24 protein-coding genes and 1 tRNA gene are annotated in these 23,986 nt (G+C 65.1%); 7 read left to right on the forward strand and 18 right to left on the reverse strand.

The features are described from left to right. Positions 1 to 101: 101 nt before the first annotated feature. Both G8O29_RS16295 and G8O29_RS16300 read left to right on the forward strand, forming a co-directional pair. Entirely contained in the window at positions 102 to 1,442 is a 1,341-nt protein-coding gene (locus G8O29_RS16295) for an 8-oxoguanine deaminase (RefSeq protein ID WP_166404289.1), read from the forward strand. 59 nt (positions 1,443 to 1,501) lie between these two features. Continuing rightward, positions 1,502 to 1,819, forward strand: a complete 318-nt coding sequence (locus G8O29_RS16300; RefSeq protein WP_166404290.1) for a ribonuclease E inhibitor RraB — start codon at positions 1,502 to 1,504, stop codon at positions 1,817 to 1,819. 309 nt (positions 1,820 to 2,128) lie between these two features. Here G8O29_RS16300 and guaD read toward each other — a convergent pair whose 3' ends face one another. Further along, entirely contained in the window at positions 2,129 to 3,406 is a 1,278-nt protein-coding gene (gene guaD, locus G8O29_RS16305; protein ID WP_207623919.1) for a guanine deaminase, read from the reverse strand. Positions 3,407 to 3,528: 122 nt separating this feature from the next. Between guaD and mgtE the strand changes: the two genes are divergently transcribed. Both mgtE and G8O29_RS16315 read left to right on the forward strand, forming a co-directional pair. Further along, complete coding sequence (gene mgtE / locus G8O29_RS16310; protein WP_166404291.1) at positions 3,529 to 4,899, forward strand: magnesium transporter; 1,371 nt, start codon at positions 3,529 to 3,531, stop codon at positions 4,897 to 4,899. Next, on the forward strand, positions 4,896 to 5,441 hold the full coding sequence (locus tag G8O29_RS16315; protein ID WP_166404292.1) for a 5-formyltetrahydrofolate cyclo-ligase: 546 nt from the start codon (positions 4,896 to 4,898) through the stop codon (positions 5,439 to 5,441). Before mgtE ends, G8O29_RS16315 begins: the two co-directional genes overlap by 4 nt. Positions 5,442 to 5,495: 54 nt before the next feature. On the opposite strand, the gene G8O29_RS16320 is transcribed toward G8O29_RS16315, so the two are convergent. From G8O29_RS16320 to G8O29_RS16380, 13 genes are all read right to left on the reverse strand, one after another. Continuing rightward, positions 5,496 to 6,812, reverse strand: a complete 1,317-nt coding sequence (locus G8O29_RS16320; protein WP_166404293.1) for a DUF8689 domain-containing protein — start codon at positions 6,810 to 6,812, stop codon at positions 5,496 to 5,498. Between the two features lie 62 nt (positions 6,813 to 6,874). Continuing rightward, positions 6,875 to 7,372 (reverse strand): A24 family peptidase, encoded by a 498-nt coding sequence (locus G8O29_RS16325; RefSeq protein ID WP_166404294.1) that lies wholly within the window; start codon positions 7,370 to 7,372, stop codon positions 6,875 to 6,877. After that, positions 7,372 to 8,229, reverse strand: coding sequence for a tetratricopeptide repeat protein (locus tag G8O29_RS16330; protein ID WP_166404295.1), 858 nt, complete (start codon positions 8,227 to 8,229; stop codon positions 7,372 to 7,374). The genes G8O29_RS16325 and G8O29_RS16330 overlap by 1 nt, the downstream gene beginning before the upstream one ends. A gap of 51 nt (positions 8,230 to 8,280) precedes the next feature. Further along, on the reverse strand, positions 8,281 to 8,841 hold the full coding sequence (locus G8O29_RS16335; protein WP_437440814.1) for a tetratricopeptide repeat protein: 561 nt from the start codon (positions 8,839 to 8,841) through the stop codon (positions 8,281 to 8,283). An 18-nt stretch (positions 8,842 to 8,859) separates the two neighbouring features. Then, positions 8,860 to 9,843, reverse strand: coding sequence for a type II secretion system F family protein (locus tag G8O29_RS16340; RefSeq protein WP_166404296.1), 984 nt, complete (start codon positions 9,841 to 9,843; stop codon positions 8,860 to 8,862). A gap of 9 nt (positions 9,844 to 9,852) precedes the next feature. Next, positions 9,853 to 10,821 carry a type II secretion system F family protein gene (locus G8O29_RS16345; RefSeq protein ID WP_166404297.1) on the reverse strand — a complete coding sequence of 323 codons (969 nt, stop codon included), beginning with the start codon at positions 10,819 to 10,821 and terminating at the stop codon, positions 9,853 to 9,855. A gap of 5 nt (positions 10,822 to 10,826) precedes the next feature. Continuing rightward, positions 10,827 to 12,212 (reverse strand): TadA family conjugal transfer-associated ATPase, encoded by a 1,386-nt coding sequence (locus G8O29_RS16350; RefSeq protein ID WP_166404298.1) that lies wholly within the window; start codon positions 12,210 to 12,212, stop codon positions 10,827 to 10,829. 73 nt (positions 12,213 to 12,285) lie between these two features. Continuing rightward, the gene (locus G8O29_RS16355) at positions 12,286 to 13,545 is read right to left on the reverse strand and encodes a CpaE/TadZ family protein (RefSeq protein ID WP_166404299.1); all 1,260 of its coding nucleotides are present in this window, start codon (positions 13,543 to 13,545) and stop codon (positions 12,286 to 12,288) included. A gap of 242 nt (positions 13,546 to 13,787) precedes the next feature. Then, positions 13,788 to 14,447 carry an OmpA family protein gene (locus G8O29_RS16360; RefSeq protein WP_166404300.1) on the reverse strand — a complete coding sequence of 220 codons (660 nt, stop codon included), beginning with the start codon at positions 14,445 to 14,447 and terminating at the stop codon, positions 13,788 to 13,790. A 4-nt stretch (positions 14,448 to 14,451) separates the two neighbouring features. After that, the gene (locus G8O29_RS16365) at positions 14,452 to 15,843 is read right to left on the reverse strand and encodes a type II and III secretion system protein family protein (protein ID WP_166404301.1); all 1,392 of its coding nucleotides are present in this window, start codon (positions 15,841 to 15,843) and stop codon (positions 14,452 to 14,454) included. A 211-nt stretch (positions 15,844 to 16,054) separates the two neighbouring features. Continuing rightward, complete coding sequence (gene cpaB / locus G8O29_RS16370; RefSeq protein WP_166404302.1) at positions 16,055 to 16,915, reverse strand: Flp pilus assembly protein CpaB; 861 nt, start codon at positions 16,913 to 16,915, stop codon at positions 16,055 to 16,057. 327 nt (positions 16,916 to 17,242) lie between these two features. Further along, the gene (locus tag G8O29_RS16375; RefSeq protein WP_166404303.1) at positions 17,243 to 17,446 is read right to left on the reverse strand and encodes a hypothetical protein; all 204 of its coding nucleotides are present in this window, start codon (positions 17,444 to 17,446) and stop codon (positions 17,243 to 17,245) included. Between the two features lie 417 nt (positions 17,447 to 17,863). Further along, entirely contained in the window at positions 17,864 to 18,064 is a 201-nt protein-coding gene (locus tag G8O29_RS16380; protein ID WP_166404304.1) for a hypothetical protein, read from the reverse strand. Positions 18,065 to 18,412: 348 nt separating this feature from the next. Between G8O29_RS16380 and G8O29_RS16385 the strand changes: the two genes are divergently transcribed. Continuing rightward, positions 18,413 to 19,267 (forward strand): lytic transglycosylase domain-containing protein, encoded by an 855-nt coding sequence (locus G8O29_RS16385; RefSeq protein ID WP_166404305.1) that lies wholly within the window; start codon positions 18,413 to 18,415, stop codon positions 19,265 to 19,267. On the opposite strand, the gene G8O29_RS16390 is transcribed toward G8O29_RS16385, so the two are convergent. The 3 genes from G8O29_RS16390 to G8O29_RS16400 are packed head-to-tail and all read right to left on the reverse strand — an operon-like array spanning position 19,264 to position 20,877. Continuing rightward, positions 19,264 to 19,542 carry an N-acetyltransferase gene (locus G8O29_RS16390; RefSeq protein WP_166404306.1) on the reverse strand — a complete coding sequence of 93 codons (279 nt, stop codon included), beginning with the start codon at positions 19,540 to 19,542 and terminating at the stop codon, positions 19,264 to 19,266. The two genes, G8O29_RS16385 and G8O29_RS16390, sit on opposite strands and share 4 nt — an antisense overlap. Continuing rightward, on the reverse strand, positions 19,532 to 20,176 hold the full coding sequence (locus tag G8O29_RS16395; RefSeq protein ID WP_207623921.1) for a CoA transferase subunit B: 645 nt from the start codon (positions 20,174 to 20,176) through the stop codon (positions 19,532 to 19,534). The genes G8O29_RS16390 and G8O29_RS16395 overlap by 11 nt, the downstream gene beginning before the upstream one ends. After that, on the reverse strand, positions 20,173 to 20,877 hold the full coding sequence (locus G8O29_RS16400) for a CoA transferase subunit A (protein ID WP_166404308.1): 705 nt from the start codon (positions 20,875 to 20,877) through the stop codon (positions 20,173 to 20,175). Before G8O29_RS16400 ends, G8O29_RS16395 begins: the two co-directional genes overlap by 4 nt. Positions 20,878 to 20,990: 113 nt before the next feature. Here G8O29_RS16400 and G8O29_RS16405 point away from each other — a divergent pair, with 113 nt between their 5' ends. Both G8O29_RS16405 and G8O29_RS16410 read left to right on the forward strand, forming a co-directional pair. Beyond that, entirely contained in the window at positions 20,991 to 21,542 is a 552-nt protein-coding gene (locus tag G8O29_RS16405; RefSeq protein ID WP_166404309.1) for a LuxR family transcriptional regulator, read from the forward strand. Positions 21,543 to 21,590: 48 nt separating this feature from the next. Beyond that, positions 21,591 to 21,676, forward strand: a tRNA-Leu gene (locus tag G8O29_RS16410). 61 nt (positions 21,677 to 21,737) lie between these two features. On the opposite strand, the gene katG is transcribed toward G8O29_RS16410, so the two are convergent. Beyond that, positions 21,738 to 23,906, reverse strand: coding sequence for a catalase/peroxidase HPI (gene katG, locus G8O29_RS16415; RefSeq protein WP_166404310.1), 2,169 nt, complete (start codon positions 23,904 to 23,906; stop codon positions 21,738 to 21,740). Between the last annotated feature and the right edge of the window lie 80 nt (positions 23,907 to 23,986).

Consider the following 23,986-nt stretch of genomic DNA (forward strand, 5'->3'; position numbering starts at 1 on the left):
CCGGATCCGGGGCTATCCTGGGCGGGTGGTCGTGTCCTTCGCCCTTCTGACGATCCACCATGGTTTCCCCTGAAACCGAAGGGTGCGCGAAAGGTGCACCGATGGCCGATCTGCTGATCCGCACTGCCGATGTCGTGGTGACGATGGACCGACTGCGGTCCGAGCTGCCCGGGGCCGATGTGCGGATCCGGGGCGGCGTGATCGTCGAGGTCGGTCCGGGCCTGTCCGCCGCGGGCGCAGAGGTGATCGAGGCGCGAGGCTGCGTGGTGACGCCGGGCCTGGTGAACACGCACCATCACCTCTACCAGACCCTGACCCGCGCGGTGCCGGGCGGGCAGGATGCGCTTCTGTTCGGCTGGCTGAAGACGCTCTATCCGATCTGGGCGCGCTTCGGGCCGGAGGAGATGTTCGTCTCGGCCCAGGTCGGTCTGGCGGAACTGGCGCTGTCGGGCTGCACGCTGACCTCGGACCATCTGTATCTTTACCCCAACGGCGCGCGGCTGGACGACACCATCGCCGCGGCGGCCGCAGTGGGCCTGCGCTTTCATCCGACGCGCGGGGCGATGTCGATTGGCGAATCTGCCGGCGGTCTGCCGCCGGACAGTCTGGTCGAGCCCGAATCGGCGATCCTCGACGACATGATCCGGGTGGTGGACCGGTTCCACGATCCTCAACCCGGGGCGATGGTCCGGGTGGGGCTGGCGCCGTGCTCGCCCTTCTCGGTCAGCCGCGAGTTGATGCGGGAGGCGGCGCTGCTGGCGCGGGACAAGGGGGTGATGCTGCACACCCATCTGGCCGAGAACGACGAGGACATCGCCTATTCCCTGGCGCATTTCGGCTGTCGCCCGGGCCAGTATGCCGAGGAGCTGGGCTGGACCGGACCCGATGTCTGGCACGCGCATTGTGTCAAGCTGGATGGTTCGGAAATTGAACTTTTCGGCCGCAGTCTGACCGGCGTTGCCCATTGTCCATGTTCGAATTGCAGACTTGGATCGGGGATCGCCCCGGTCCGCGCCATGCGGGATGCGGGGGTGAAGGTGGGGCTCGGGGTCGATGGTTCGGCCTCGAACGACGCCGGAAACCTGGTGGCCGAGGCGCGCATGGCCATGCTGTTGCAGCGCGTGGCGCGGGGGGCCGATGCGATGGGCGCGCGGGAGGCGCTGGAGACCGCGACGCTGGGCGGCGCGCTGGTGCTGGGGCGCGATGATCTGGGGTCGGTCGAGGCGGGCAAGCGGGCGGATCTGGCGATCTGGGACAGGACGGGCATCGAGGGTGCGGGGGCCTGGGATCCGGTCGCGGGCCTCCTCCTCTGCGGTCCGACGCGGGTGCGCCATCTGATCGTCGAGGGGCGGCAGGTGGTTCGGGACGGGCAGCTGGTGACGCTGGACATGGCCGCCGTGCTGGAACGGCAGCGCGCGCTTGCAAGGCGGCTTGCGGGCTGACAGGCGCGGGTCTTCCGGTTGCGGGGTCCGCGCGATATGGTCGGGGCAAGGAGCTTCGCATGTCCCACGATTATGCTGCCCAGCGGCGCGAGACTTTTCAGACCTTCCGGATGTCGAAGGGGGTGAGCCTGCCGAAGACGGCGGTGGTGGAGTTCGCCTTCTTCGTCGAGGAACTGGATGCAAGCTGGCCCGCCTTCGAGCGCGCGCTGCGGCTGGCGGGGTTCCAGACGCGGCGGTTGAAGGATGGGGAGACGCTGATCGCCTCATACGGCCCGATGCCGGTCACCCCGGAGGCGATCTGGGAGCGGGAGCATGCGGCGACCGAGATCGCGCTGAAACATGACTTCTACCCCGACGGCTGGGAGCTGGCGGAATAGCGCACCGCGCGCGGCGCTTTTTCGGGGACAATGGAATCAAGGGGTTGGCCATGGGCGTTAGGGTGGCGTTTACCTTTTCGCCGGTCGAGCCCCCCACCCCCGACCCCTCCCCACGGAGGGGGAGGGGAGGCACCCCGGGGTGGGCGGCGGGCCTCATGTCCGGGCGGCTGTCCGGGTTGCGGCGGTTGTCATATCGAGCGCCTTCGGCGCGAAGACCCTTTGTCTCGGCCTTGCGCGTGAAGGACGCGCAAGACCTCGGAGAGCCTCCGGCGGGGATATTTGGAGCCAGGTGAAAGGGCTTTGGTCAGGTCAGGGGGCGCGGCGGTGGCCGTTCACCCAGACCTCGGCAATCGCGCGGTCGTCGCCCATCATGATCGTCGGGAACAGCTGCTGCCAGAGGTCTTCGGCGCGGCGGGTTGCCTGTTCGATGGCGGGGGTGGAGGCGAGGTCGATCACCACGAGATCGGCCTCCATCCCCGGGGCGAGGTTGCCGATGCGGTCCTCGGCATGCAGCGCGCGGGCGGAGCCTTGCGTGGCCAGCCACCAGAGCTGCGCGGGGTGCAGGGATTGGCCGCGCAGTTGCGCCACCTCGTAGGCGGCGGCCATGGTGGGGAGCATCGAGAAGTTCGAGCCGCCCCCGGTGTCGGTGGCAAGGCCGACGCGGAGGTGTTGCGCCAGGGTCATGTCGAAAAGGCCCGAGCCGATGAAGGTGTTCGAGGTCGGGCAGTGGATGAGGGAGGCCCCGGCCTCGATCAGGCGCGCGCGCTCACGCTCGGTCAGGTGGATGGCGTGGCCGTAAAGCGCGCCTTCACGGAGCAGACCCTGCGATTCGTAGGTGTCGAGGTAGTCGCGCGCCTGGGGGAAAAGGTCGCGGACCCAGGCGATCTCGTCGGTCTGTTCGCTGAGGTGGGTCTGCATCAGGCAGTCGGGGTATTCGCGCCAGAGGGCGCCGAGGGCCGCGAGTTGTTCCGGCGTGGAGGTGGGCGAGAAACGGGGGGTGATGACGTAGGACAGCCGGTCCACCCCATGCCATTTCCGGAGCAGCGCCTTGCTGTCGTCATAGGCCGACCGGGCGGTATCGCGCAGGCCTTCGGGCGCGTTGCGGTCCATGCAGGTCTTGCCGGCGAAAAGGCGCATCCCGCGCGCCCGGGCGGCGGTGAAGATTGCATCCACCGATGTGGGATGGATCGTGGCGTAGGTGCAGACGGTGGTGGTGCCGCGGGCAAGCACGAGGTCGAGGTAGCGGTTGGCGATCTCCATCGCATAGGCGGGATCGCTGAACCGCATTTCCTCGGGGAAGGTGTAGCTGTTCAGCCAGTCGATCAGCCGTTTGCCCCAGGAGGCGATGATCGCGGTCTGGGGGTAATGCACATGGGCGTCGATGAAGCCAGCCGAGATCAGCCTTTGCCCATGGTCGTGGACGCGGGCCTGCGGATAGCGGGGGCGGAGGAGGGCGGCTTCCCCCACATCGACGATCCGGCCGCCCTCCACCGCGACGGCGCCGTGGCCATGGTGCCGGGCCGCGCCCGGACCGTCGCGAAACGGGTCGCCGTCAAAGCGGATGACCTGACCGATCAGAAGATCCATGGACTTTATCCCCTTGTCTCGCCGCCAGACTAAGGGCATTCCGGTCCGGGGTAAATTTGCCCGGTGACCCCGTTTCGGTGAAACTGTTTTCGCCCGGGACGTGGCAATCGGACGGGGGGCGCATGGCGGAAGATCACGCAGAGACCGAAGAGGTGGCGCTGGATCAGGACCGGATCGATGCGGTGCTGGAGGCGGTGGAGGCGGGCAACAGCGAGGCGGTCGATGCCCTGCTGGAGCCCCTGCACGCCGCCGACATCGCCGACCTTCTGGAGCAGATCGGGCCGGGCGACCGGCGGGCGCTCTTGCGGCTCTGGTCGCACGAGATCGACGGCGAGATCCTGTCGGAGATCAGCGAGGACATCCGCGAGGAGGTGGTCGAGGCCCTGCCGCGCGAGGTGCTGGTCGAGGCGGTGCGCGACCTTGAGACCGACGATGTCGTCGATCTGCTGGAGGACCTGGAGCAGCCGCAGCAGGACATCATCCTGGAGGCGCTGGAGGATGCCGACCGGGTCGCCGTCGAACAGGCGATGGCCTACCCGGAATATTCCGCAGGCCGTCTGATGCAGCGCGAGGTGGTGGTTGCGCCGGAGCACTGGACCGTGGGCGAGACCATCGACTTTCTGCGCAAGGCCGACCATCTGCCGGACCAGTTCTATCATGTGATCCTGGTCGATCCCCGGATGAAGCCGGTGGGCTATGCCACGCTGGGGCGCATCCTGTCCTCGGGGCGCGAGGCGAAGCTGGCCGACATCACCGAGGACAGTTTCCGCACGGTTCAGGCGACCGATCCCGAGGCGGACGTGGCCTATATCTTCAACCAGTATCACCTGATTTCCTGCCCGGTGGTGGACGAGGCCGGGCGACTGGTGGGCGTCATCACGATCGACGACGCGATGAACGTGCTGGACGAGGAGCACGAGGAGGACATGCTGCGTCTGGCCGGTGTCGGCGACGAGGCCAGCGTGAACGACGGGTCGGTCGAGACGGCGAAGCAGCGCCTGCCCTGGCTGGTGGTGAACCTTGGCACCGCGTCGCTGTCGGCCATGGTCATCAGCCAGTTCGAGGCGACGATCGCCGCGCTGGTGGCGCTGGCGGCGCTGATGCCGATCGTCGCCTCGACCGGGGGGATTGCGGGGACGCAATCGCTGGCGGTGGCGGTGCGGGCGCTGGCGACGCGCGACCTGACGCAGGCGAATGCCGCGCGGGTGATCTGGCGCGAGCTGGGGGCGGGGATCCTGAACGGGCTGGGGCTGGCGCTGATCCTGGGGGTGGCGGGGTCGCTGATCTTCGGCGACTGGCATCTGGGGCTGGTGCTGGGAATGGCGATGATCGTGAACCAGATCGTCGCCGCGCTGGGGGGCGTGCTGGTGCCCCTGACGATGAACCGGCTGGGGATGGACCCGGCGCTGGCCTCGGGGACATTCGTCACCACGCTGACCGATGTGATGGGCTTCTTTGCCTTCCTCGGGCTGGCGACGGTGATCCTGTTATGAGCGATGTGAAGGCGATCGCGCGGGCCGAGGCCTTCGCGCGGCGGGCCGAGGCCCATGCCGCAGGGCAGGGGCAGGCGGCGGAGATCCTGGCGGATTACCTCTCGGCGCATCGGGGGCGGGTGCTGTCGGGCTACATGCCGATGCGGACCGAGATCGACCCGCTTCCCGCGATGGCCGCGCATCAGGGGCCGGTTGGGGTGCCGGTGATCGTGGCCAAGGCCGCGCCCTTGCGGTTCCGGGAGTGGTCGCCGGGGTGCAGGCTGGTCGAGGGTGCGTTCAAGGCGATGATCCCCGAGGAAGGCGCCTGGGTCGAACCCGAGGTGTTGATCGTGCCGCTTCTGGCCTGGGACCGGCGGGGCTATCGGCTGGGCTATGGCGGGGGGTTCTACGACCGGACGCTGGAGGGGCTGCGGGCGCGGGGGCCGGTGGTGGCGGTGGGGTTTGCGTTCTCGGCGCAAGAGGTCGAGGCCGTGCCGGTGGATGCCTTCGACCAGCGGCTGGATGCGGTTGTCACGGAAAAGGGCGTCACGGTTTTCGCGTGACGCCCCAAAATCCTTCGAAGGATTTTGCAAAAGTTTTCGAAAACTTTTGCGCCCTCAGTGCGCGATGTCTTCCTGGCGGACGAACATGTTGCTCCAGGCGCGGTCGATGAGCTCGGGGGTCATCTGATAGGGGATGTTCTCGAATTCGCAGACTGCGATCATCTGGTCGATCAGGAAGACCGGCTGGTAGTTCGCGTAGTTGTTCTGGATGGTCGGGAACTTGACCTTCATCAGATGCATGAGCGCCGTTTCGTCCAGCGGCATCTTCTTCTTGCGCGCGACCATGGCGAAGATCTTCAGGAAATTCTCCTGGCTCGGCCCGTCGATCTTGATCTTGAAGAAGATCCGCCGCAGGGCCGCGCCGTCGAAAATCTGGTTCGGGTGGTAGTTGGTCGAGAAGATCACCAGCGTGTCGAAGGGCACGGTGAATTTCTCGCCCGATTGCAGCGCAAGGATGTCGCGGCTTTCCTCCAAGGGCACGATCCAGCGGTTGACGATCTTCTGCGGCGGTTCGGCCTGGCGGCCGAGGTCGTCGACGATGAAGATGCCGCCCGTGGCCTTCAGCTGCAAGGGCGCCTGATAGGTGCGCGCGGTGGGGTTGTAGGCCAGGTCCAGCATGTCGAGGCTGAGTTCGCCCCCGGTGATCACCGAGGGACGCTCGCAATAGACATAGCGGTTGTCGAAGCGGTTCGAGGTGCGGCGCAGGCTGTTGGGGTCGTCCACCGCCATTTCGGCCGCCGAATGGACGATCGGGTCATAGACGCTGATGATCTGGCCGGAATATTCGATTGCGCGGGGCACATAGACCTTGTCGCCAAGGGCGGCGCGGATGCCGTGCGAGATCGAGGACTTGCCGTTCCCCGGCGGTCCGTAAAGCAGGATCGAGCGGCCCGAGGTCACGGCAGGGCCGAGGTTGTCGATCAGGTCGGGCGGCAGGATCAGGTGGCCCATGCCGGACATCAGCTGTTCGCGGGTCAGCCGGATGTCGCGCACCGACTGACGCTTGACCTGCACCGAATACTGGTCCAGCGGCACCGGCATCGCGCCGTAATATTCGGATTGCGACAGCGCGTCCAGGGCGCGGGCCTTGCCGGCATCGGTCAGCTCGTAGCCCATTTCGTTGCCGGCCGTGGCATGCAGCGTGCCCATCGCGGTCAGAAGCTTCTGGGCCCGTGCCATGTCCACCAGTTCCTGGGTCAGCGGCACCGGCAGGCAGATCAGCTTGGACAGGGCCGAGACCTGCGACTGGTTGGTGCGGAACATCGTCTTCAACAGGAGGTCCCGCATCGTGATGATGGACAGGCCAGTATCTGCCAGCGTGCGAGGAGAGGGCGGCGGTTGCACGCCCGACACCGGGGCCTCAGCGTTCATAGGGCAAGCTCCGTGGACAATCTAGCGCGGGTTCGCGCATTGAGTCGTAAACGTGACTTGTGTCAGCCCTGTGGCCAGATGGCGGCAAGAAGATAGAAGATGACCATGGACGACAGCGCCAGACCGAAGGGGAAATAGCGCCGCTTGGTCCAGCTTTCCCAGTCCGGCGTGGCGTTCCGCACCACCGGAAGGCTGCGCAGCAGCCGGTGGACGATCAGCGCGCCGATCATGCAGACGAAGATGATGAGGAGGATCTCGCCGATGTCGCCGCCGACGAAGATGCCGGCCATGGCAGCGGCGAACTTGGCGTCCCCGGCCCCGAAGGTTCCGGTCAGATACAGCAGGAAGCCGGCGACCAACACGATGGCCATGAGCGCGAAGCCCCAGGCCCAGACAGTCAGCGTCGGCGACACATACCAGCCCAGCAGCGGCCAGACTGCCGCCATGGCCAGCACAGAGGTGTTCGGGATCTTCATCCGCTTCATGTCCGACAGTGCCGCCCAGATCGCAATGGGCAGCACCGGAACGAGGAGGATCATCGCGCCGGTCGGAGAAAGCATCAGGTTTTCACATTCGCATCAAGGGCTTGCAGGCTGCGCACCGCGGCTTCGAAGTGCTGCGGATGGGTCTCGATCGCCTGGTTCAGCAGGCTTTTCCCGACCGAGACATCACCCTGCTTGATGGCGGCCAGCGCCATGGAATACAGAAGCTCGGCCCGTTCGACCTGGGTCATGCGGACGACCGGCAGATCGTACTTGCGCTGGGCCGCCCTGGCGAGCACCAGGTTGTTCTTGGCGGTGAACAGACCGGGATCGTAGGTCAGCGCCTCGGTGAACAGCTTCTCGGCCCCTCCCGCGTCGCCGCGGGTCAGCTTGGAGAAACCCCAGTTGTTCAGGACGCCGGCCGGCGTGGTGGTCAGGCCGGAGGCGATTTCATAGAAGCTGTCGGCCTTCTTCCAGTTCCGGTCACTGTCGGCGACCATGGCCTCCAGCCGGTAGCGGTCGAAGGTTTCGTGGGTGGGCGGGATCTGGTTCAGCTCGGCCTTGGCCTCGGCCCACTGGTTCGACCGGATCAGTGCATCGGCCAGCATCACGCGGTCGTCCGGGGTCGAATCCTTGTGTGCGACCGCCTTGCGCCAGACCTGCGCGGCCTCGGTCGGCTTCTGCGCGCGGGTGAGCGACCGGGCAAGACCGCGCATCAGGTCGATGCGGTCGGGGTTCTGCTGGAGGGTGCGGGTGAAGTAGCTGACCGCCTCGTTCGGGTCGGCCACCGTCATCATCACCTCGTTCAGGTTGGTCTCGTCGACGACGTTGACGTCCTTGAGAGCCCGCTGGACCTGTGCGTCAGAGTTCTTCTGACAGGCTGACAAGACGACTGCGCCGGACAGGCACAGCACTACGAAAGCCGGATGGCGCATCTTCAGCGTCCTTTTTGTTGACTGCCCGTAACCTGTTCGACGCGATGACGCCTAGAGATCGGAAAGGAGAACGTACTTGCCCTTCTCTTGCCGAACCAGACGGAACCCGCCCTTTTGTTCTTGTTGTTGAGGATCATACACGTTCGCCTCGCTTTGCGCGATAGCGAGCATCAGATTCTGACGGATCGAGTCCGTTTCGCCACTATCCAGCGCGAAGGCGCGCTGGAACAGGACGCGCGCCTCGCCGGTCTGGCCCTGTTCCATCTTCACCACGCCCAGGTTGTTCAGGGCCGGAACGAAGTTCGGATCAAGGTCCAGCGCGCGCTTCAGGGACTTTTCGGCCTGACCCAGCCGCCCGAGCGCCAGGTTGGCCGAGCCGATGGCGGACAGAACGTCCGCGTTGATGCCGACCTCTCCGGCGCCGCGCAGGTAGGCCTTCAGCGCAAGCTCGGGTTCGCCCGCCTCCATCAGGCGATGGCCGACGGTCATCCCGTCCACGCCTTCACCGCGCGCGTCCACGCCAAAGGGATTATTGCGCGAAACGCCACCGGCCGGCACGCAGCCGGCCAGAAGAAGCGCAGAACACAGCGTCAGAAGGACTGCTTCGCGCAAGTCAAATCCCGCTCGATCCTACAGGCCGCCCGCGAGTTGGGTCAGCATTGTCACCATTCCGTAGACGGAAGGCCCGATCAGAATGACCAGAAGCGGTGGAACTGTAAACAGCATTGTGCCGAGGGTCAGTTTCGTCGGCAACATGTTGGCCTTTTCTTCCGCGCGCATGATGCGCTTGTCGCGCATGTCGGCGGAATAGACGCGCAGCGCGTCGGCGATCGAGGTGCCGAAGGTTGCGGACTGGATGATCGTGGTCACGAAGGAGGCCACATCGGGCACGCCCACCCGTTCGGACATGTCCTTCAGGACCGCGATGCGTTCCTTGCCGGCCTTGATCTCTTGCGCGACCATTTCGAATTCTTCGGCGAGCGCCGGATAGCCCGCGCGGCTTTCCTTGCCGACGCGGATGATCGACTGGTCCAGCGACTGACCGGCCTCGACGCAGACCAGCATCAGGTCAAGCGCGTCGGGGAAGCCCTCGATGATCTCGGTCTGGCGCTGCTTGACGCGCTTGTTCACCCAGTAGCGCGGGATGTAGTAGCCGACGGCGCAGGGCAGGATGCTGTGCAACACGAGATCGACGCCCGACATGTCCTGCGACATCGACTTGATCAGCGCGACGATCAGGCCGCCGATCAGGAAGAGGATGGCCAGCAGGAACTGGATGGCGTGGAACATCCGGACCGCGTTCTTGCCGGTATAGCCCGCGCGCAGCATGGTCAGCTTGGCGGCCGAGAGTTCCTCTTTCTTCTGCGGTTCGAGGAAGTGGGCGAACTTTTCCAGCTTGTCCACCCGCTCGGTCTTGCGCAGCGCGCGCTTCTTGTCCTTGGGGGTGGTCTGACCCTGGTCCTTCAGCTCGCGGAAGCGGTCGCGCTGTCGTTTCATCACCACCGGCAGCGCCAGCAGGACAAGCAGGAAACCCAGAAGCCCGACCGCAAGCAACGGGGCCATCGGCCCGAAACGCTCGGTCATGCCGGTCATGAGGTTCGAAAGGAAGTCCATCGCCGAGACCTACACTTTGATGTTGGTCATCACCTTCATGTAGATGATGTTGATGATGAGGAAGGTGACGACGAAAAGCGCCGCCGGGATATAGGCCGAGGTGCCCTTGACCTCGTCATAGTAGTCGGGCTGCACCACGTTGATCATGATCAGCGCGACGATCGGAAAGCCCGACAGGAACATGCCGGACCATTTCGCCTCGGCGGTGATGGCGCGGACGCGGCGGAACAGCTTGAAGCGCGCGCGGACCACCTTGGACAGGCCTTCCAGGATCTCGGCCAGGTTGCCGCCCGACTGCTGCTGGATCGACACGGCAACGGCAAGGAAGCGCAGGTCCTGGCTGTCCATCCGTTCGGCAAAGGCCTTGAGCGATTCCGACACGTCGCGGCCATAGGCGGCCTCGTCGGCGATCACTCCGAATTCCGAGCCCAGCGGGTCGGGGATTTCCTTCGCCACGATGCCGATCGCGGTCGAGAAGGGGTGGCCGACGCGCAGGCTGCGGACCATCAGTTCGATGGAATCGGGCAGCTGTTCCTCCAGCAGGCTCATCCGTTTCTTCGCGGTGCTGTTGACCCAGTAGAAGACCCCGCCCACACCCATGGCCACGCCCAGCACCAGACGCAGGCCGAATTCGGCCGCGGTGAAGGCGGACAGCATCAGGAAGGCAAAGGCCGACAGGGCCGCCATGATCCCGATCAGCGCCTGGGGCGAGAAGGCGATGTTCGCCCGCTGCGCCTTCTTGGCCAGCATCGAATAGAGCGGGATGTTGCGCGCGTTCAGGTGCTGGTTCATCTCCTTGCGGAGCTGTTCCAGAACCTGTTCGCGGTTCGCGTTCTTTTCCAGAAGCGCAAGCCTGCGGCTGACGCGGCTGTTGAGGCTGACCGATTTTCCGAAGACAAGCAGATAGATGCCGTTGACGATCACGATGACCGCAACGAAGATCATCAGGTAGATCAGGGGGGCTGCACTGATTTGCATGGCGGTCAGACGATCGGTTCGTAGATGGAGGCGGGCAGGTCGAAGCCCCACTGCCGGAAGCGGTCGGAATAGGCCGAGCGGATGCCGGTCGCGTTGAAGCGGCCGATGATCTTGCCAGAAGGCTCCACCCCCAGGCGTTCAAAGCGGAAGACCTCCTGCATCGAGATGACCTCGCCTTCCATGCCGGTGATTTCGGTCACGGACGTCATGCGGCGGGTCCCGTCCTGCAGACGGCTGGCCTGCACGATCAGGTTGACGGCGCTGGCGATCTGGCTGCGCATCGCCTTGAGCGGCATCTCGATCCCGGCCATGGCGACCATGTTTTCCAGACGCGAGATCGCGTCGCGCGGGTTGTTGGCGTGGATCGTGGTCATCGATCCGTCGTGGCCGGTGTTCATGGCCTGCAACATGTCGATGACTTCCTCGCCCCGCGTTTCGCCGACGATGATGCGGTCGGGACGCATCCGCAGCGCGTTGCGCAGACAGTCGCGCTGGGTGACGGCGCCCTTGCCTTCGACGTTGGCGGGGCGGCTTTCCATCCGGCCGACGTGGACCTGCTGGAGCTGAAGTTCGGCCGTGTCCTCGATGGTCAGCACGCGTTCGTGGTTGTCGATGAAGGACGACAGCGCGTTCAGCGTGGTCGTCTTGCCCGAACCCGTCCCGCCCGAGACGATGATGTTCAGCCGGCAGGACACGGCGGCCTGAAGATAGGCGGCCATTTCCTCGGTGAAGGCGCCGAAGCGGACCAGATCGTCGATCTTCAGCTTGTCCTTCTTGAACTTGCGGATCGAGACCAGCGAGCCGTCCACCGCAATCGGCGGGATCATGCAGTTGAAACGGCTGCCGTCGGCCAGACGGGCGTCGCAATAGGGGTTCGATTCATCGACCCGGCGACCCACGGCGGACACGATCTTGTCGATGATGCGCAGAAGGTGGCGTTCGTCGCGGAAGGTGACATCGCTGAGTTGCAGCTTGCCCGCGCGTTCGACGAAGATGCGCTTCGGACCGTTGACGAGAATATCGCTGATCGTCTCGTCCTTCAGCAGCGGCTCCAGCGGGCCAAGGCCCATGACCTCGTCATAAAGTTCCTGCGTCAGGGCAAGGCGGTCTTCCTTGTTCAACGCGACGGACATGTCGTCCAGCGCCTCGTTGGTCAAGGCAGCGATCTCGCCGCGAAGCGATTGTTCGGTCGCCGATTCGATGGCCGAGAGGTTCAGATCCTCGAGCAGCCGCTTGTGGATTTCGACCTTGAGTTCGGTCAGACGCTCCTTGCGCTTCTTTTCCTTGTCGGCCGCGACGGCCTCGGCCGCGGCACGCTGCTGGATCACGGGTTGCTGGGGCGCGCGGTTGGCGAAGGGTGCCCTGTCGGCCCCCTGGGCAACGGGCGCCATGCCCCCGGTGGTCGGGGCGGAACCGGCGGGAGTATCTTTCTTGAACCGACTGAACACGGTACGTTCCCCCTAATCAGGCTTTTGCGGTTTCGGCAGCTTTGTTGAGATCATACAAGGACTTGGCAAGCTTTTGCAGTTCCTTGCGCAACGGGTTCTTGGTCGCGCTTTCGGCGATGGGCAGGCCGTGGTCGTTGGCCTGGGTCACCTGTTCGCCACCGTCGGGCAGCTGCACCTCGATGTCGATGTCCAGGCTTTCGGCCATACGCTTCACGCGGGCCTTGGCGGAGAGGTCGGTGAACTTCGGCGCGCGGTTCAGGACGTAGCGCACCTTGTCATGCGGCAGCGCCTCGGCCTTCAGCGCCCGGATGAAGCGCAGGATGTTCTGCGCCGAGCGCAGGTCAAGCTCCAGCAGCGCGAAGTAGACATGGGCCCGGGTCAGCACCGCCTCGGTCCAGGCGACCACCGTCGAGGGCATATCGACGATCACGAAGTCGAAGTTGGCCTGTGCCGTGTCCAGGATGCGGCCGATGTCCTCTGGCGTGATCATCTCGAGCGGCAGCATGTCGGCCGGAGCGGTGAAGACATGCAGCTTTTCGTTGAAGGTCAGCATCGACTTCATCAGCGCATCGGCGTCGATGGCGGCGGTGTCGGTGAGGATCTCGAGCACGGCCTCCTTGCGGGGCAGGTCGAGATAGGTGGCGACCGAGCCGAATTGCAGGTCGAGGTCGATGACGCAGACCCGCATGCCCTCGGCTTCCGGGATCAGGCACAGTTCCCAGGCGAGGTTGGCGGCGAAGGTCGTGGCCCCCACGCCGCCCGCCATGCCGTGCACCGGCAGGATGACGCCGTTGCGGTCGCCGCGGGCCTTGAACACCGGGTTGAAGGTGCCGGTTTCCGGATCATAGCCGTCGGGCAGGACCGGGGCGGGCTTGCGCAGGCGTTCGATGGCGTCGTGCAGCGCGCCCTCGGGCAGCGGGTAGGGGACGAAATCGTCGGCCCCCAGCTTCAGCATCTGGTGCAGCACCGAAGGGCTGACCTGGTTCGCGATCAGAAGAACCTTGATCTTCTTGGCCTTGGCCGCCTTGATGACATCGTTCATCTTCGACAGTTCGGATTCGTCCTCGCTGTCCACGGCAATGGCGACGAACTGCATGCCGGTGCTGTCCGGCTGCTTGAGGAAGACCAGCGCATCCTCGAAATTCAGATCGCCCCAGGCCTCGCCCAGTTCGGCTTCCATGTCGTCGATCAGAAGGTCGAATCGCTGCACGTCGCGCGAAATCGTGCAGGCGAGGATCGGTGCCGGATCGCTCTGAACGGTCGGTTTGCTCGTCATCTGGCGTCTTGTCCTTTCGGTGCCGGGCTTCTGCACATGAATTTCAGGCCGTTAGCTTTTCGGTTCTGGCGTATTCGACCTAAGGAACAAAGGACCCCGGTACTCATCCCATCCCGGCGACCTTGTTCAAGAATGGTGGCGATAATTGGGCTAAAAGGGCCTGTTTCTGGGATTATCACGATTCTGGAAACGAAGAGGCCGGGCACCTGGCCCGGCCTCCTTTCGATGGGTTCTGCGGCCCGTTACTGGCTGCTGCCCTGGCCCTGGGCATCGGCAACCTCGCCGCTATGCGGGCGCACGCCGCTCTGGACGTATTCGCGCCAGATGATCGCGGCATATTTGCCGTTCAGCACCAGAGGATGCGACTTCACGAAGCCCGAAACCTCGGTCACGGTGCGGCGGTTGCGCACTTCCGGCTGGTTGGTCCGCACGATCGGGCGCGTCTTGCCGTAGCTGACCACCGCTTCCAGCCGCGACCGGGAGATCCCCTGCGAGGTCAGGTAGGCGACGGCCGCCTGGGCGCGGCGCAGGCCGAGGCGCTGGTTGTAGCTGGCCGAACCGACAAGATCGGTATGGCCATAGACGCGGAAGCGGACTTCCGGGAACTGGCGGATGAAGTTCGCCTGCCGGCGCAGAATCTCTTTCGCCTCGGGGGTCAGCTCTGCGCTGTCGAAGGCGAAGTTGATCGTGTCGGGAACCTCGGCCGCAAAGCGCTCGGCCAGGGCGACGGTGTAGGACAGCTCTCCGGTCTGGAGCAGCGTGTTGTTCATCGTCGCATTGCCGAACTGGCCCTTGTCGACCTCCGAGCCAAGCTCGCGGTCCCAGGAGACCGAGGATTCGCCGCAGGCCGTCAGCGCCAGCAGGGCCGTCGCGGCCAGGAGTCTGGGAAGCATCGTGGTCATCGCCTTACTCCATCACATAGCCGTAGGACGAGCTGAAGTCCTGGCGGGCGACTTCGGCGGCAGCACCCCGTTTCGGGCCCTTCGCCACATCGCCGAACAGGAACAGTTCGCGTTCGGTCGGGATGCGCACCCGGTCGGTCGGCAGCGCCAGGGCGGCACCGGCCACCGGGGTGACAAGGTGCGGCGTGACGATGATGACCAGTTCGGTCTGCGACCGCTGGTATTCCGAGGACCGGAACAGGGCACCCAGGATCGGAATGTCGCCGATCCAGGGCAGCTGGGTGTTCAGGTCGCGGAAGTCGTCCTGCAACAGGCCCGCGATGGCAAAGCTTTCGCCGTCGCGCATCTCGACCGTGGTCGAGGTCTCGCGCCGCTTGAAGGCGTCGATCGAGAAGCCCGAGACCGAGATCCCGTTGGCCGGGTCGATCGACGAGACGGCCGCGCTGATCGAGAGGTTGATGATGTCCTGGTCGACGACCACCGGGGTGAAGTTGAGTTCCACACCGAAGGGTTTCCATTCGACTGTGACCGTGCTGTTGTCCTGCGCCACGGGGACGGGATATTCGCCACCGGCCAGGAACTTGGCATCCTGACCGGAGAGCGCGGTCAGGTTCGGTTCCGCAAGGGTGCGGACCATGCCCTTCGCTTCCAGCGCTTCCAGCAGGACCTCGAATTCGAGACCGCCGATGGACCCGCCGAAGGCGATGCCGCCCGCGGCATTCGGGCGCAGGGTGAGGGGGCCGCCAAGGCTGTTGCTGCCGCTGAGATAGGTGCCGGTCTCTCCGCGCAGGCGGCCGCGGTCGCCGATGCCGAGCGAGGAGGACAGGTTCTTCGAGATCGTCCGGTTCACCTCGGCGAAGCGGACCTTCAGCATGACCTGCTGCGTCCCGCCGACCACCATCAGGTTCGACACCCGGTCCGGCGCGTAGCGGTTCGCCAGATCAAGCGCCCGGTCCAGTTTCGCGGTCGAGGAGACCTGACCGGAAAGCACGATGCCGTCATTCGCGGTGCGAACCTCGATCTTCTCGCCCGGCAGGATCTGCTGCAACCGCTCCTTGAATTCGGCGATGTCGGGGGTGACATGCACATCGACGTTCGAGATCAGTTGCCCGTTCGGCGACAGAAGCGTGAGCGTGGTGCGCCCCGGCGCCTTGCCGAGGACGTAGATCGAGCGGTCCGACAGGGTCGAGATATCGGCGATGCCGGGGTTTGCGATCGAGAGCTCCGCGAAGGGAACATCACTTTCGACGACAACGGCCCGGTTCATCGGAACGTTGAGTGCGTTGGAAGCCTGGCCCTGCATCACGCGCAGGACTTCGGCGGAGACCGGCGTCAGCGCCGACGATGCGACACACGCACCAAGATAGCCTGCTACCAGGAGTCGTTTCATGTTCATGTGATCTGCCCTTTCGACCACGCCTCGTTTGGGTCTTGAACGCCCTTGTGTGCAGGCAGGATGACCCAGCCCCGGTTTTTTTGCAAGAATCAATGATTTGAGGGGTGACCTTGATGTGGATAAACTGCAACAGGTCGCAATGGATTGAAAAACGGAAAGGGCGCGGCCCCAGATCATGTGGCCGCGCCCCAGATTGCCGGAAGGTCGGAGGTCAGTTCGAGCAGGGGATCTCGATGTCGGTTTCGATCACCTGTCCGCCGCTGCGCTGCTTGGCGTAGCACTTCTTGACTTCGGGGACGACTTCAACGGGAGCCTCTTCCTGGCGTACGATGCCAAGCATGCTGTTGATGTCGGTTTCCACAGTTCCTTCAACGGTTTCGCTGGCGTCGCGGGCCAGCGACAGGGTCAGCTTGCCCGTGGCCTGGGCCTGGGCCAGACGGGCCACCTGTTCCGGCGTCGCGGCGACTGTGACCGTCTGCGCAACAGTGTCCGAGGAGACCTGGCCCTCGTTGATGGCTTTGTCCACCGCGATCACCAGCACCGCGCTTTCGATCTGACGGGTGATCCCGCCCTCGACGCCCGGGACGTTGCCGGTCCAGAGGATGTCGATGTAGTCGTCCGGCTTCACGAAATTGGAAATGCCCGAATTCGTGCCGACCTTGATCGCGAAGGCGCGCTTGCCCTTTTCCAGCTTCGACGTGAGGTTCGCCAGTTCGCCCGGTTCGGTGACGCGGCTGGCCAGGACCGGCTCGAAGGCTTCGGTCGAGCGCAGGATATAGCGCGGGCCCTTGGCGTTTTCGGGGAAGAGGGCGGCCTTGTCGCGGAAGATCGTGGCGGGCAGGCTCTTCTCGGGCCAGTAGATGGCGACGACATCCTTTTCCGCCAGCGGTTCGCCGTATTTCTTCGGCTTGGCGAAGACGAAGACCTCGACCAGCTTGCCGGCCTTGGCGTTGAACGCCTGTTCCTTGCGGAGCGCCCCTTCCAGTTCGGCCATGTAGCCCTGGATCATGTAAACCGCCACACCGGCCAGAGCCATGCCGACGATCAGGACCAACGCGAATACTGCTCTCATTTCCAACCTCTGTTTGCGGATGTCGGCCTCGGAAGGTGCAGAGGCGATCCGGCGCTGCTTTTAGTGCGTTCGGGGGTGCCCGGCAACGTGATGGGTGGGCGCCCCGATTCGAAGATCTTTCTCCTGTGGCCGCTGCCCCATGCTGTCGCGGGGCGAGTCACACTTGCTGCACCATGACCGTTGAATAAGGCGAAAATTTAGCATTGGTCGGGCACCAATGTCGCGCCGGCGGCTTTACTGTTTCCGGCCTGCCGAGAGTCACAGGTCAGCGCAATGGAAAGGCCGCGCCCGAGGAGGCGCGGCCCGAAAGGCGGGGGATGCTGTGGATCAGCAGGTCGCCGAGTTGTTGTTCTGCATGCAGGTTTGGGCTTTGCCGAGTTCGTCACCGATCGCTTCGGCCAGGTCCGAAACGGGCTGGCGGACGAACGAGAAGATCAGCAGGCCCAGGCCCACGACAGCGGCGGTCAGAACCACCCAGTCAACGGTCACGGCGCCGGCTTCGTCTTTCAGGAAGGCGGAGAACTTGGTCATGGTCTTGTCCCTTTCAAAGGCGTTCATCTGTGTCGCAACCGCTTCGTTCGTGGCGATCCCTGTGCCGCTTCCGACCGGTATGAGCCCATATGACCGATCAATCGTGGCAAGAGTTGGGAGTGCTTCGGTTATTTCTGGGTCAGGCCAAAAATTCACTGGTAATCTTTTAAGTAACTGACTAAAAATGATAATTTTTCATATGCCGGACATTCGCGGCCGGATTCCATTCAACCTTGAGGCGAATGTGCGACATCGGGCGCGCGCCGTGCCGGCGCAGCTGTCCGGGCGCCTTGTCTGCGCCGCGGGCGGGGGACGCCCGCGGGAACCCGCCCCCGGGGCCGATGCCGCGCGGCCACAAACGGAAACGACCGCACCCTTCGCAGGGCGCGGTCGTCCGAAGCTTCCGGGGGAAGCGAATTAGCAGTTGGCCCCGTTCGAGGTCATGCATTCACGGGCATCATCGAGTTCCTCACCGATCGCGGTGGCCAGCTCCGAAACGGCCGGGCGGACGGCCGAGAAGATCAGGAGGCCCAGGCCCACGACGGCGGCGGTCAGAACCACCCAGTCAACGGTCACGGCGCCGGCTTCGTCTTTCAGGAAAGCGGAAAACTTGGTCATTTGTCTTGGTCCTTTGCTAGGGTGCTCACTGTACATTCAACCGCTTCGAGTTGGCCGCATCCCGCGCCGTCGTCGTTCGGTATGGCCACATATAGCCCCGCAAAAATGGCAGCAGTTTGGACGACGACCGCAGAATCCCGATCCTCCGGAAAAAACCTGGCCGGCATGAGGTAAGGCACTGAAAGGGAACAGAAAGATTTTTAGCGCTTTGTTCATCTTTGCATGCCAGGCCGTGGTATTTCGGTCAATTCTGGCAGAATTGCCATGATTGGTCGGGAAAAGTTCTGGCCCCGTCCCCCCGAAGCTGCGACTCTGCCGGCAAAACAACGAGGCGAGCAGGCCCCGATCATGCAGAAGTCAGGTTTGAGGATCGCAGCGATTCTCTGTGCCGCCGTGCCCTTCGCGGCGCAGGCAGAGGACTACACCTTCAAGCGCGTGAAGGTGGGAGAGTCGCTGCCCGGCAAGCGGATCACCGTCCAGATCGACCCGGAGGAGCAGGCCCGATACCTTGCGGCCCTGCCCAAGGTCGATCCGAAGCCGGTCCGGCGCGAAGAAGAACGGAAGCCCGCCGACAGGACCGACCGAGAGCCCGGCCCGGCGCCGGCCTCGTCCTATGCCTGGTACTGGGAGAAGGTGCCGGCCGGCATCGGCGACCGGGCGGACCGCTTCCAGCTTGCCCTGGCCTCGCTGTCGCAGGGGCCGGGGGGCGCGATGGTCAGGGCGCCAAGGATGCAGCATTTGCAAGAGGTGTCAAAGCAGTACGGCAAGGACATCCTGCGTGCGACGCTGAACACCAAGGTGTCGCCGGCGCTGGTGCTGGCGGTGATCGGCATCGAAAGCGCGGGTCGGGCGGATGCGGTCAGCCATGCCGGGGCGGTGGGGCTGATGCAGTTGATCCCGGCCACGGCAGAACGCTTTGGCGTCACGGATGCCAAGGATCCGGTGCAGAACATCAAGGGCGGTGTCGCCTATCTGGACTGGCTGCTGAAGGAGTTCGACTACGACCCGGTGCTTGCACTGGCGGCCTACAATGCCGGCGAGGGAGCCGTGCGCAGCAACGGCGGCGTCCCGCCCTATGCCGAGACGCGCGACTATGTGCCCAAGGTGCTTGCCGCCTGGCAGGTGGCCCAGGGGCTGTGTGTCAGCCCGCCGATGCTGGTCACCGATCCCTGCATCTTCCGCACCGACCTGGCCGGTCTCTAGACGAAGACGTCGGCCCGGGCGGAGTGCTTCTTCCGGGTGGCGTTGCCGAAGGCGCCGCGGGGGCCGACCCTGAAGCCGTCCTTCCGCGCGGCTGCCACCAGCGCCAGCCCCGCGCCGGTGCCGCGCAGGCTGTCCGGGACGCCGGTATGGTCGGCGATGACGAGTGTGGGCGTTGTGACCGAATGGGTCGGTTCCGCCGCTTTCCCGCCCTGGCGGATCACGAAGCGACCTCTGGTCGCCCCGTGGTCGCGGGTGACGCTATGGTCAGCCGACAATCGTCGCCTCGGTCGCGGCGCGCAGGTCCGCCTCGGTCACGCCGGGGGCGAGTTCGACGATCTTCAGCCCGCCGGGCACCACGTCCAGCACGCCGAGATTGGTGATGATCCGGTCCACCACGCCCTTGCCCGTCAGCGGAAGCGTGCAGGATTTCAACACCTTGGACTCGCCGTGTTTCGAGGTGTGGTCCATCACCACCACCACGCGGCCCACGCCCGCCACCAGATCCATCGCGCCCCCCATGCCCTTGACCAGCTTGCCGGGGATCATCCAGTTCGCCAGATCGCCGGTTTCGCTGACTTCCATCCCGCCCAGGATCGCCATGGCGATCTTGCCGCCGCGGATCATCGCGAAGGAGGTCGCGCTGTCGAAATAGGCGGTCTGCGGCAGTTCGGTGATCGTCTGCTTGCCGGCGTTGATGAGGTCGGGGTCTTCCTCGCCCTCGTAGGGAAACGGCCCCATCCCCAGCATCCCGTTTTCCGATTGCAGGGTGACGTTCACGCCCTCGGGGATATAGTTCGCCACCAGCGTCGGGATGCCGATGCCAAGGTTCACATACATCCCGTCGCGCAATTCCTGCGCCGCGCGGGCGGCCATGCCGTTGCGGTCCCAGCCCTTGGTCTCGCTCATCATGCGTTCTCCCGCTTGCGGACGGTCCGCTGTTCGATGCGTTTCTCGTGCTTGCCGGTGATGATGCGGTGGACATAGATCCCCGGCAGGTGGATGTGGTCGGGGTCAAGGCTGCCCAGGGGCACGATCTCCTCGACCTCGGCCACGCAGACCTTGCCGCAGGTGGCGGCGGGGACGTTGAAATTTCGCGCGGTCTTGCGGAAGACGAGGTTCCCCGACGGGTCCGCCTTCCAGGCCTTGACGATCGACAGGTCCGCCACGATCCCGCGTTCCAGGATATAGGTCTTGCCGTCGAAGTCGTGATGTTCCTTGCCCTCGGCGATCACGGTGCCGACGCCCGTTGCGGTGTAGAAGCCCGGGATGCCCGCGCCGCCCGCCCGCATCCGCTCGGCGAGTGTCCCCTGCGGGTTGAATTCGACTTCGAGTTCGCCCGACAGATACTGGCGCATGAATTCGGCATTCTCGCCCACATAGGACGAGATCATCTTCTTCACCTGCCGCGTCTCCAGCAGGACGCCCAGGCCGAAGCCATCGACGCCCGCGTTGTTCGAGGCGACGGTGAGGTTCTTCGTGCCCGCATCGCGGATCGCGGCGATCAGGAGTTCGGGGATGCCGCAGAGGCCGAAGCCTCCGCTGGCGATCAGCATCCCGTCGTGCAGAAGCCCGTCGAGGGCCGCAGCGGCGCTTGGATAGACTTTGTTCATGGTGGTCTCCTCCCGGTTCCACGGACGGGAACATCGGACAGGGGCGATCCTGAGAGATTGCGCCGGGGGGTGCCATCCGTAAGAATACGTAGGCGACTACGTAGAGGGCGGGAATGCGCGACTATGAGCGGCTGGCCTTCCAGCACGGGCCGGATGCCACGCTGATCCTGGCGGATCGGGTGATCCTGCGCGCCTCGGCCCGGGTCGAGGCGGTGTTCGGCTGGACCCCGCGCGAGCTGGAGGGGCAGTCGATCCGCGTCCTCTATCCGACCGAGACGGATTACGAGCTGATCGGCGAACGCGCGCGGCGGGCGATGCAGGCCAGCGCGGTCTATCGGGACGAGCGTTTCATGCGCCGGAAGGACGGGCAGGTGATCTGGACCGAGGGCAAGGGCACCGCCCTTGACCCGTCCGACCCGCAGCGGCTGGCGGTCTGGACCTACCGGCCGCTGGAGGGCGAGGGCGGGGTAAAGGGGCAGCTCACGCCGACGGAAAAGCGGATCGCGCGCTATCTGGTGAACGGCTTCACCTCGAAAGAGATCGCCTTGGCACTGGGGTCATCGCCCCGGACGGTCGAGGTGCACCGGGCCAACATGATCCGCAAGGCGGGGGTCAGGAACAGTTTCGAGCTGGTGGGCTGGCTGCTGGCAGCGGGGGGAAGCTGAGGCGCGGGCTTTTCCTTGCGCGGCCGGGGGGCTAAGGTCCGCCCCGCTGCCCGCGTGGTGAAATGGTAGACACCGGGGACTTAAAATCCCCTGGCTGCAAGGCCGTGCCGGTTCGAGTCCGGCCGCGGGCACCAGAGGTTCAATTGAAAACGGCCCGGCTTGGCAGCCGGGCCGTTTTCTTGGCTATCAGACCGCTCAGGCGCGCAGGTCGAAGCGGTCGGCCTCCATCACCTTGGTCCACGCGGCGACGAAATCGTGCACGAATTTCTCGTGGGCGTCGTCCTGGGCATAGACCTCGGCATAGGCCCGCAGGATGGAGTTGGAGCCGAACACCAGATCCGCCCGCGTCGCCGTCCACTTCACGGCGCCGGTCTTGCGGTCGGTCAGTTCATACAGGTTCGTCCCCTTCGGCACCCATTTGCAGGCCATGTCGGTCAGGCCGGTGAAGAAGTCGGTGGTCAAGGCGCCCACGCGGTCGGTGAAGACCCCGTGGCGCGTCCCGCCATGGTTGGTGCCCAGGACCCGCATCCCGCCGACCAGAACGGTCATCTCGGGCGCGGTCAGGCCCATCAGCTGCGCGCGGTCGAGCATCAGCTCCTCCGCCGTCACCGCATAGTCCTTCTTCATCCAGTTGCGGAACCCGTCGGCCAGCGGCTCCAGCACGCTGAAGCTGTCGGCGTCGGTCTGTTCCGCCGTCGCGTCGCCGCGGCCCGGATGGAAGGGGACGGTCACGTCAACGCCCGCGGCCTTCGCGGCCTGCTCGACGCCGACGTTGCCCGCCAGCACGATCACATCGGCGACCGAGGCCCCGGCTTCCGCCGCGATGGGTTCCAGCACCGACAGGACGCGCGAAAGACGGGCGGGCTCGTTGCCCTCCCAGTCCTTCTGCGGCGCCAGACGGATGCGGGCCCCGTTCGCCCCGCCCCGGTTGTCCGAGCCGCGGAAGGTGCGGGCCGAATCCCAGGCGGTGGCCACCATGTCGCTGATCGACAGGCCCGAGGCAGCGATCTTCGCCTTCACGGCGTCCACGTTCCAGCCGGTCGGGCCCTGAGGCACCGGGTCCTGCCAGATCAGGTCTTCCTGCGGCACCCAGGGGCCCAGGTAGCGGACCTTCGGCCCCATGTCGCGGTGGGTCAGCTTGAACCAGGCGCGGGCGAAGGCGTCGCTGAAAGCCGCATGATCCCTGGCAAACCGCTCGGAGATCTCGCGGTAGATCGGGTCCATCTTCATCGCCATGTCGGCGTCGGTCATCATCGGCATGCGGCGGATCGTCGGGTCTTCCACATCGACCGGCATGTCCTCTGGCCTGATGTTGATCGGCTGCCACTGCCAGGCCCCGGCGGGCGATTTCACCAGTTCCCAGTCGTAGTTCAAGAGCAGGTGGAAATAGCCGCCGTCCCATTTCGTCGGATGGGTCGTCCAGGCGCCTTCCAGCCCCGAGGTGATCGTGTCGCGCCCGATCGAGCGGGCGGCGTGGACGTTCCAGCCAAGGCCCGCCTCTTCCAGCGGGGCAGCTTCCGGCTCGGGGCCGATCAGGGCCGGATTGTTGTTGCCATGCGCCTTGCCGACCGTGTGGCCGCCTGCGGTCAGGGCGACGGTTTCCTCGTCGTTCATCGCCATGCGGGCAAAGGTCTCGCGCACGTCCATCGCGGTCTTCAGCGGGTCGGGCTGGCCGTCAACCCCTTGCGGGTTCACATAGATCAGGCCCATGACCACGGCGGCCAGCGGGTTTTCCAGGCTGGTGCGGTCCTCCTTCGTCGGATAGCGCTGGTCGGTCAGCCATTCCTTTTCCGACCCCCACCAGGTGTCCTTTTCGGGATGCCAGATGTCCTCGCGCCCGAAGCCGAAGCCGAAGGTCTTCAGCCCCATCGATTCGTAGGCCACGGTCCCGGCCAGCACCATCAGGTCGGCCCAGGACAGGCGGTTGCCGTATTTTTTCTTGATCGGCCACAACAGGCGACGCGCCTTGTCGAGGTTGGCGTTGTCGGGCCAGGAGTTCAGCGGCGCAAAGCGGTGGTTGCCGGTGCCCGCCCCGCCGCGGCCATCGGCCATGCGGTAGGTCCCGGCGGCGTGCCAGGACATGCGGATGAAGAGGCCGCCGTAATGGCCCCAGTCGGCCGGCCACCAGTCCTGGCTGTCGGTCATCAGCGCGATCAGGTCACGCTTCAGCGCCTCGAAGTCCAGTTTCTTCACTTCCTCGCGGTAGTTGAAGCCCTTCAGGGGCTGCACCTTGGTGTCATGCTGGTGCAGGATGTCGAGGTTCAGCGACTTCGGCCACCAGTCCGTGACCGTCTGCGTCGTCGTGGTGATCGCGCCGTGCATGACCGGGCACTTGCCCGACCGTCCTATGTCATTGCCGTCCATCTTGCTCTCCTCGTCTGGCTTGCGGATGCCCTGCGGACAGGGGCGCCGCCCCTCCGATGCGGAAGGGCGACCGATTGTCC

It is taken from the genome of Rhodobacter calidifons (genome assembly GCF_011174775.1).
Lineage (GTDB): Bacteria > Pseudomonadota > Alphaproteobacteria > Rhodobacterales > Rhodobacteraceae > Tabrizicola > Tabrizicola calidifons.

What these genes read in the sequence shown, in the direction of transcription:
- G8O29_RS16325 (WP_166404294.1), bottom strand. Translation starts at nt 7,372, where the DNA reads ATGCTTTCTCCGACCGGCGCGATGATCCTCCTCGTTCCGGTGCTGCCC.
- cpaB (WP_166404302.1), bottom strand. Translation starts at nt 16,915, where the DNA reads ATGAGAGCAGTATTCGCGTTGGTCCTGATCGTCGGCATGGCTCTGGCC.
- G8O29_RS16295 (WP_166404289.1), top strand. Translation starts at nt 102, where the DNA reads ATGGCCGATCTGCTGATCCGCACTGCCGATGTCGTGGTGACGATGGAC.
- G8O29_RS16360 (WP_166404300.1), bottom strand. Translation starts at nt 14,447, where the DNA reads ATGACCACGATGCTTCCCAGACTCCTGGCCGCGACGGCCCTGCTGGCG.
- G8O29_RS16320 (WP_166404293.1), bottom strand. Translation starts at nt 6,812, where the DNA reads ATGAACGCTGAGGCCCCGGTGTCGGGCGTGCAACCGCCGCCCTCTCCT.
- G8O29_RS16400 (WP_166404308.1), bottom strand. Translation starts at nt 20,877, where the DNA reads ATGAACAAAGTCTATCCAAGCGCCGCTGCGGCCCTCGACGGGCTTCTG.
- mgtE (WP_166404291.1), top strand. Translation starts at nt 3,529, where the DNA reads ATGGCGGAAGATCACGCAGAGACCGAAGAGGTGGCGCTGGATCAGGAC.
- G8O29_RS16345 (WP_166404297.1), bottom strand. Translation starts at nt 10,821, where the DNA reads ATGCAAATCAGTGCAGCCCCCCTGATCTACCTGATGATCTTCGTTGCG.
- G8O29_RS16330 (WP_166404295.1), bottom strand. Translation starts at nt 8,229, where the DNA reads ATGCGCCATCCGGCTTTCGTAGTGCTGTGCCTGTCCGGCGCAGTCGTC.
- katG (WP_166404310.1), bottom strand. Translation starts at nt 23,906, where the DNA reads ATGGACGGCAATGACATAGGACGGTCGGGCAAGTGCCCGGTCATGCAC.
- G8O29_RS16380 (WP_166404304.1), bottom strand. Translation starts at nt 18,064, where the DNA reads ATGACCAAGTTTTCCGCTTTCCTGAAAGACGAAGCCGGCGCCGTGACC.
- G8O29_RS16300 (WP_166404290.1), top strand. Translation starts at nt 1,502, where the DNA reads ATGTCCCACGATTATGCTGCCCAGCGGCGCGAGACTTTTCAGACCTTC.
- guaD (WP_207623919.1), bottom strand. Translation starts at nt 3,406, where the DNA reads ATGGATCTTCTGATCGGTCAGGTCATCCGCTTTGACGGCGACCCGTTT.
- G8O29_RS16405 (WP_166404309.1), top strand. Translation starts at nt 20,991, where the DNA reads ATGCGCGACTATGAGCGGCTGGCCTTCCAGCACGGGCCGGATGCCACG.
- G8O29_RS16375 (WP_166404303.1), bottom strand. Translation starts at nt 17,446, where the DNA reads ATGACCAAGTTCTCCGCCTTCCTGAAAGACGAAGCCGGCGCCGTGACC.
- G8O29_RS16355 (WP_166404299.1), bottom strand. Translation starts at nt 13,545, where the DNA reads ATGACGAGCAAACCGACCGTTCAGAGCGATCCGGCACCGATCCTCGCC.
- G8O29_RS16340 (WP_166404296.1), bottom strand. Translation starts at nt 9,843, where the DNA reads ATGGACTTCCTTTCGAACCTCATGACCGGCATGACCGAGCGTTTCGGG.
- G8O29_RS16395 (WP_207623921.1), bottom strand. Translation starts at nt 20,176, where the DNA reads ATGATGAGCGAGACCAAGGGCTGGGACCGCAACGGCATGGCCGCCCGC.
- G8O29_RS16385 (WP_166404305.1), top strand. Translation starts at nt 18,413, where the DNA reads ATGCAGAAGTCAGGTTTGAGGATCGCAGCGATTCTCTGTGCCGCCGTG.
- G8O29_RS16365 (WP_166404301.1), bottom strand. Translation starts at nt 15,843, where the DNA reads ATGAACATGAAACGACTCCTGGTAGCAGGCTATCTTGGTGCGTGTGTC.
- G8O29_RS16350 (WP_166404298.1), bottom strand. Translation starts at nt 12,212, where the DNA reads ATGGCGCCCGTTGCCCAGGGGGCCGACAGGGCACCCTTCGCCAACCGC.
- G8O29_RS16315 (WP_166404292.1), top strand. Translation starts at nt 4,896, where the DNA reads ATGAGCGATGTGAAGGCGATCGCGCGGGCCGAGGCCTTCGCGCGGCGG.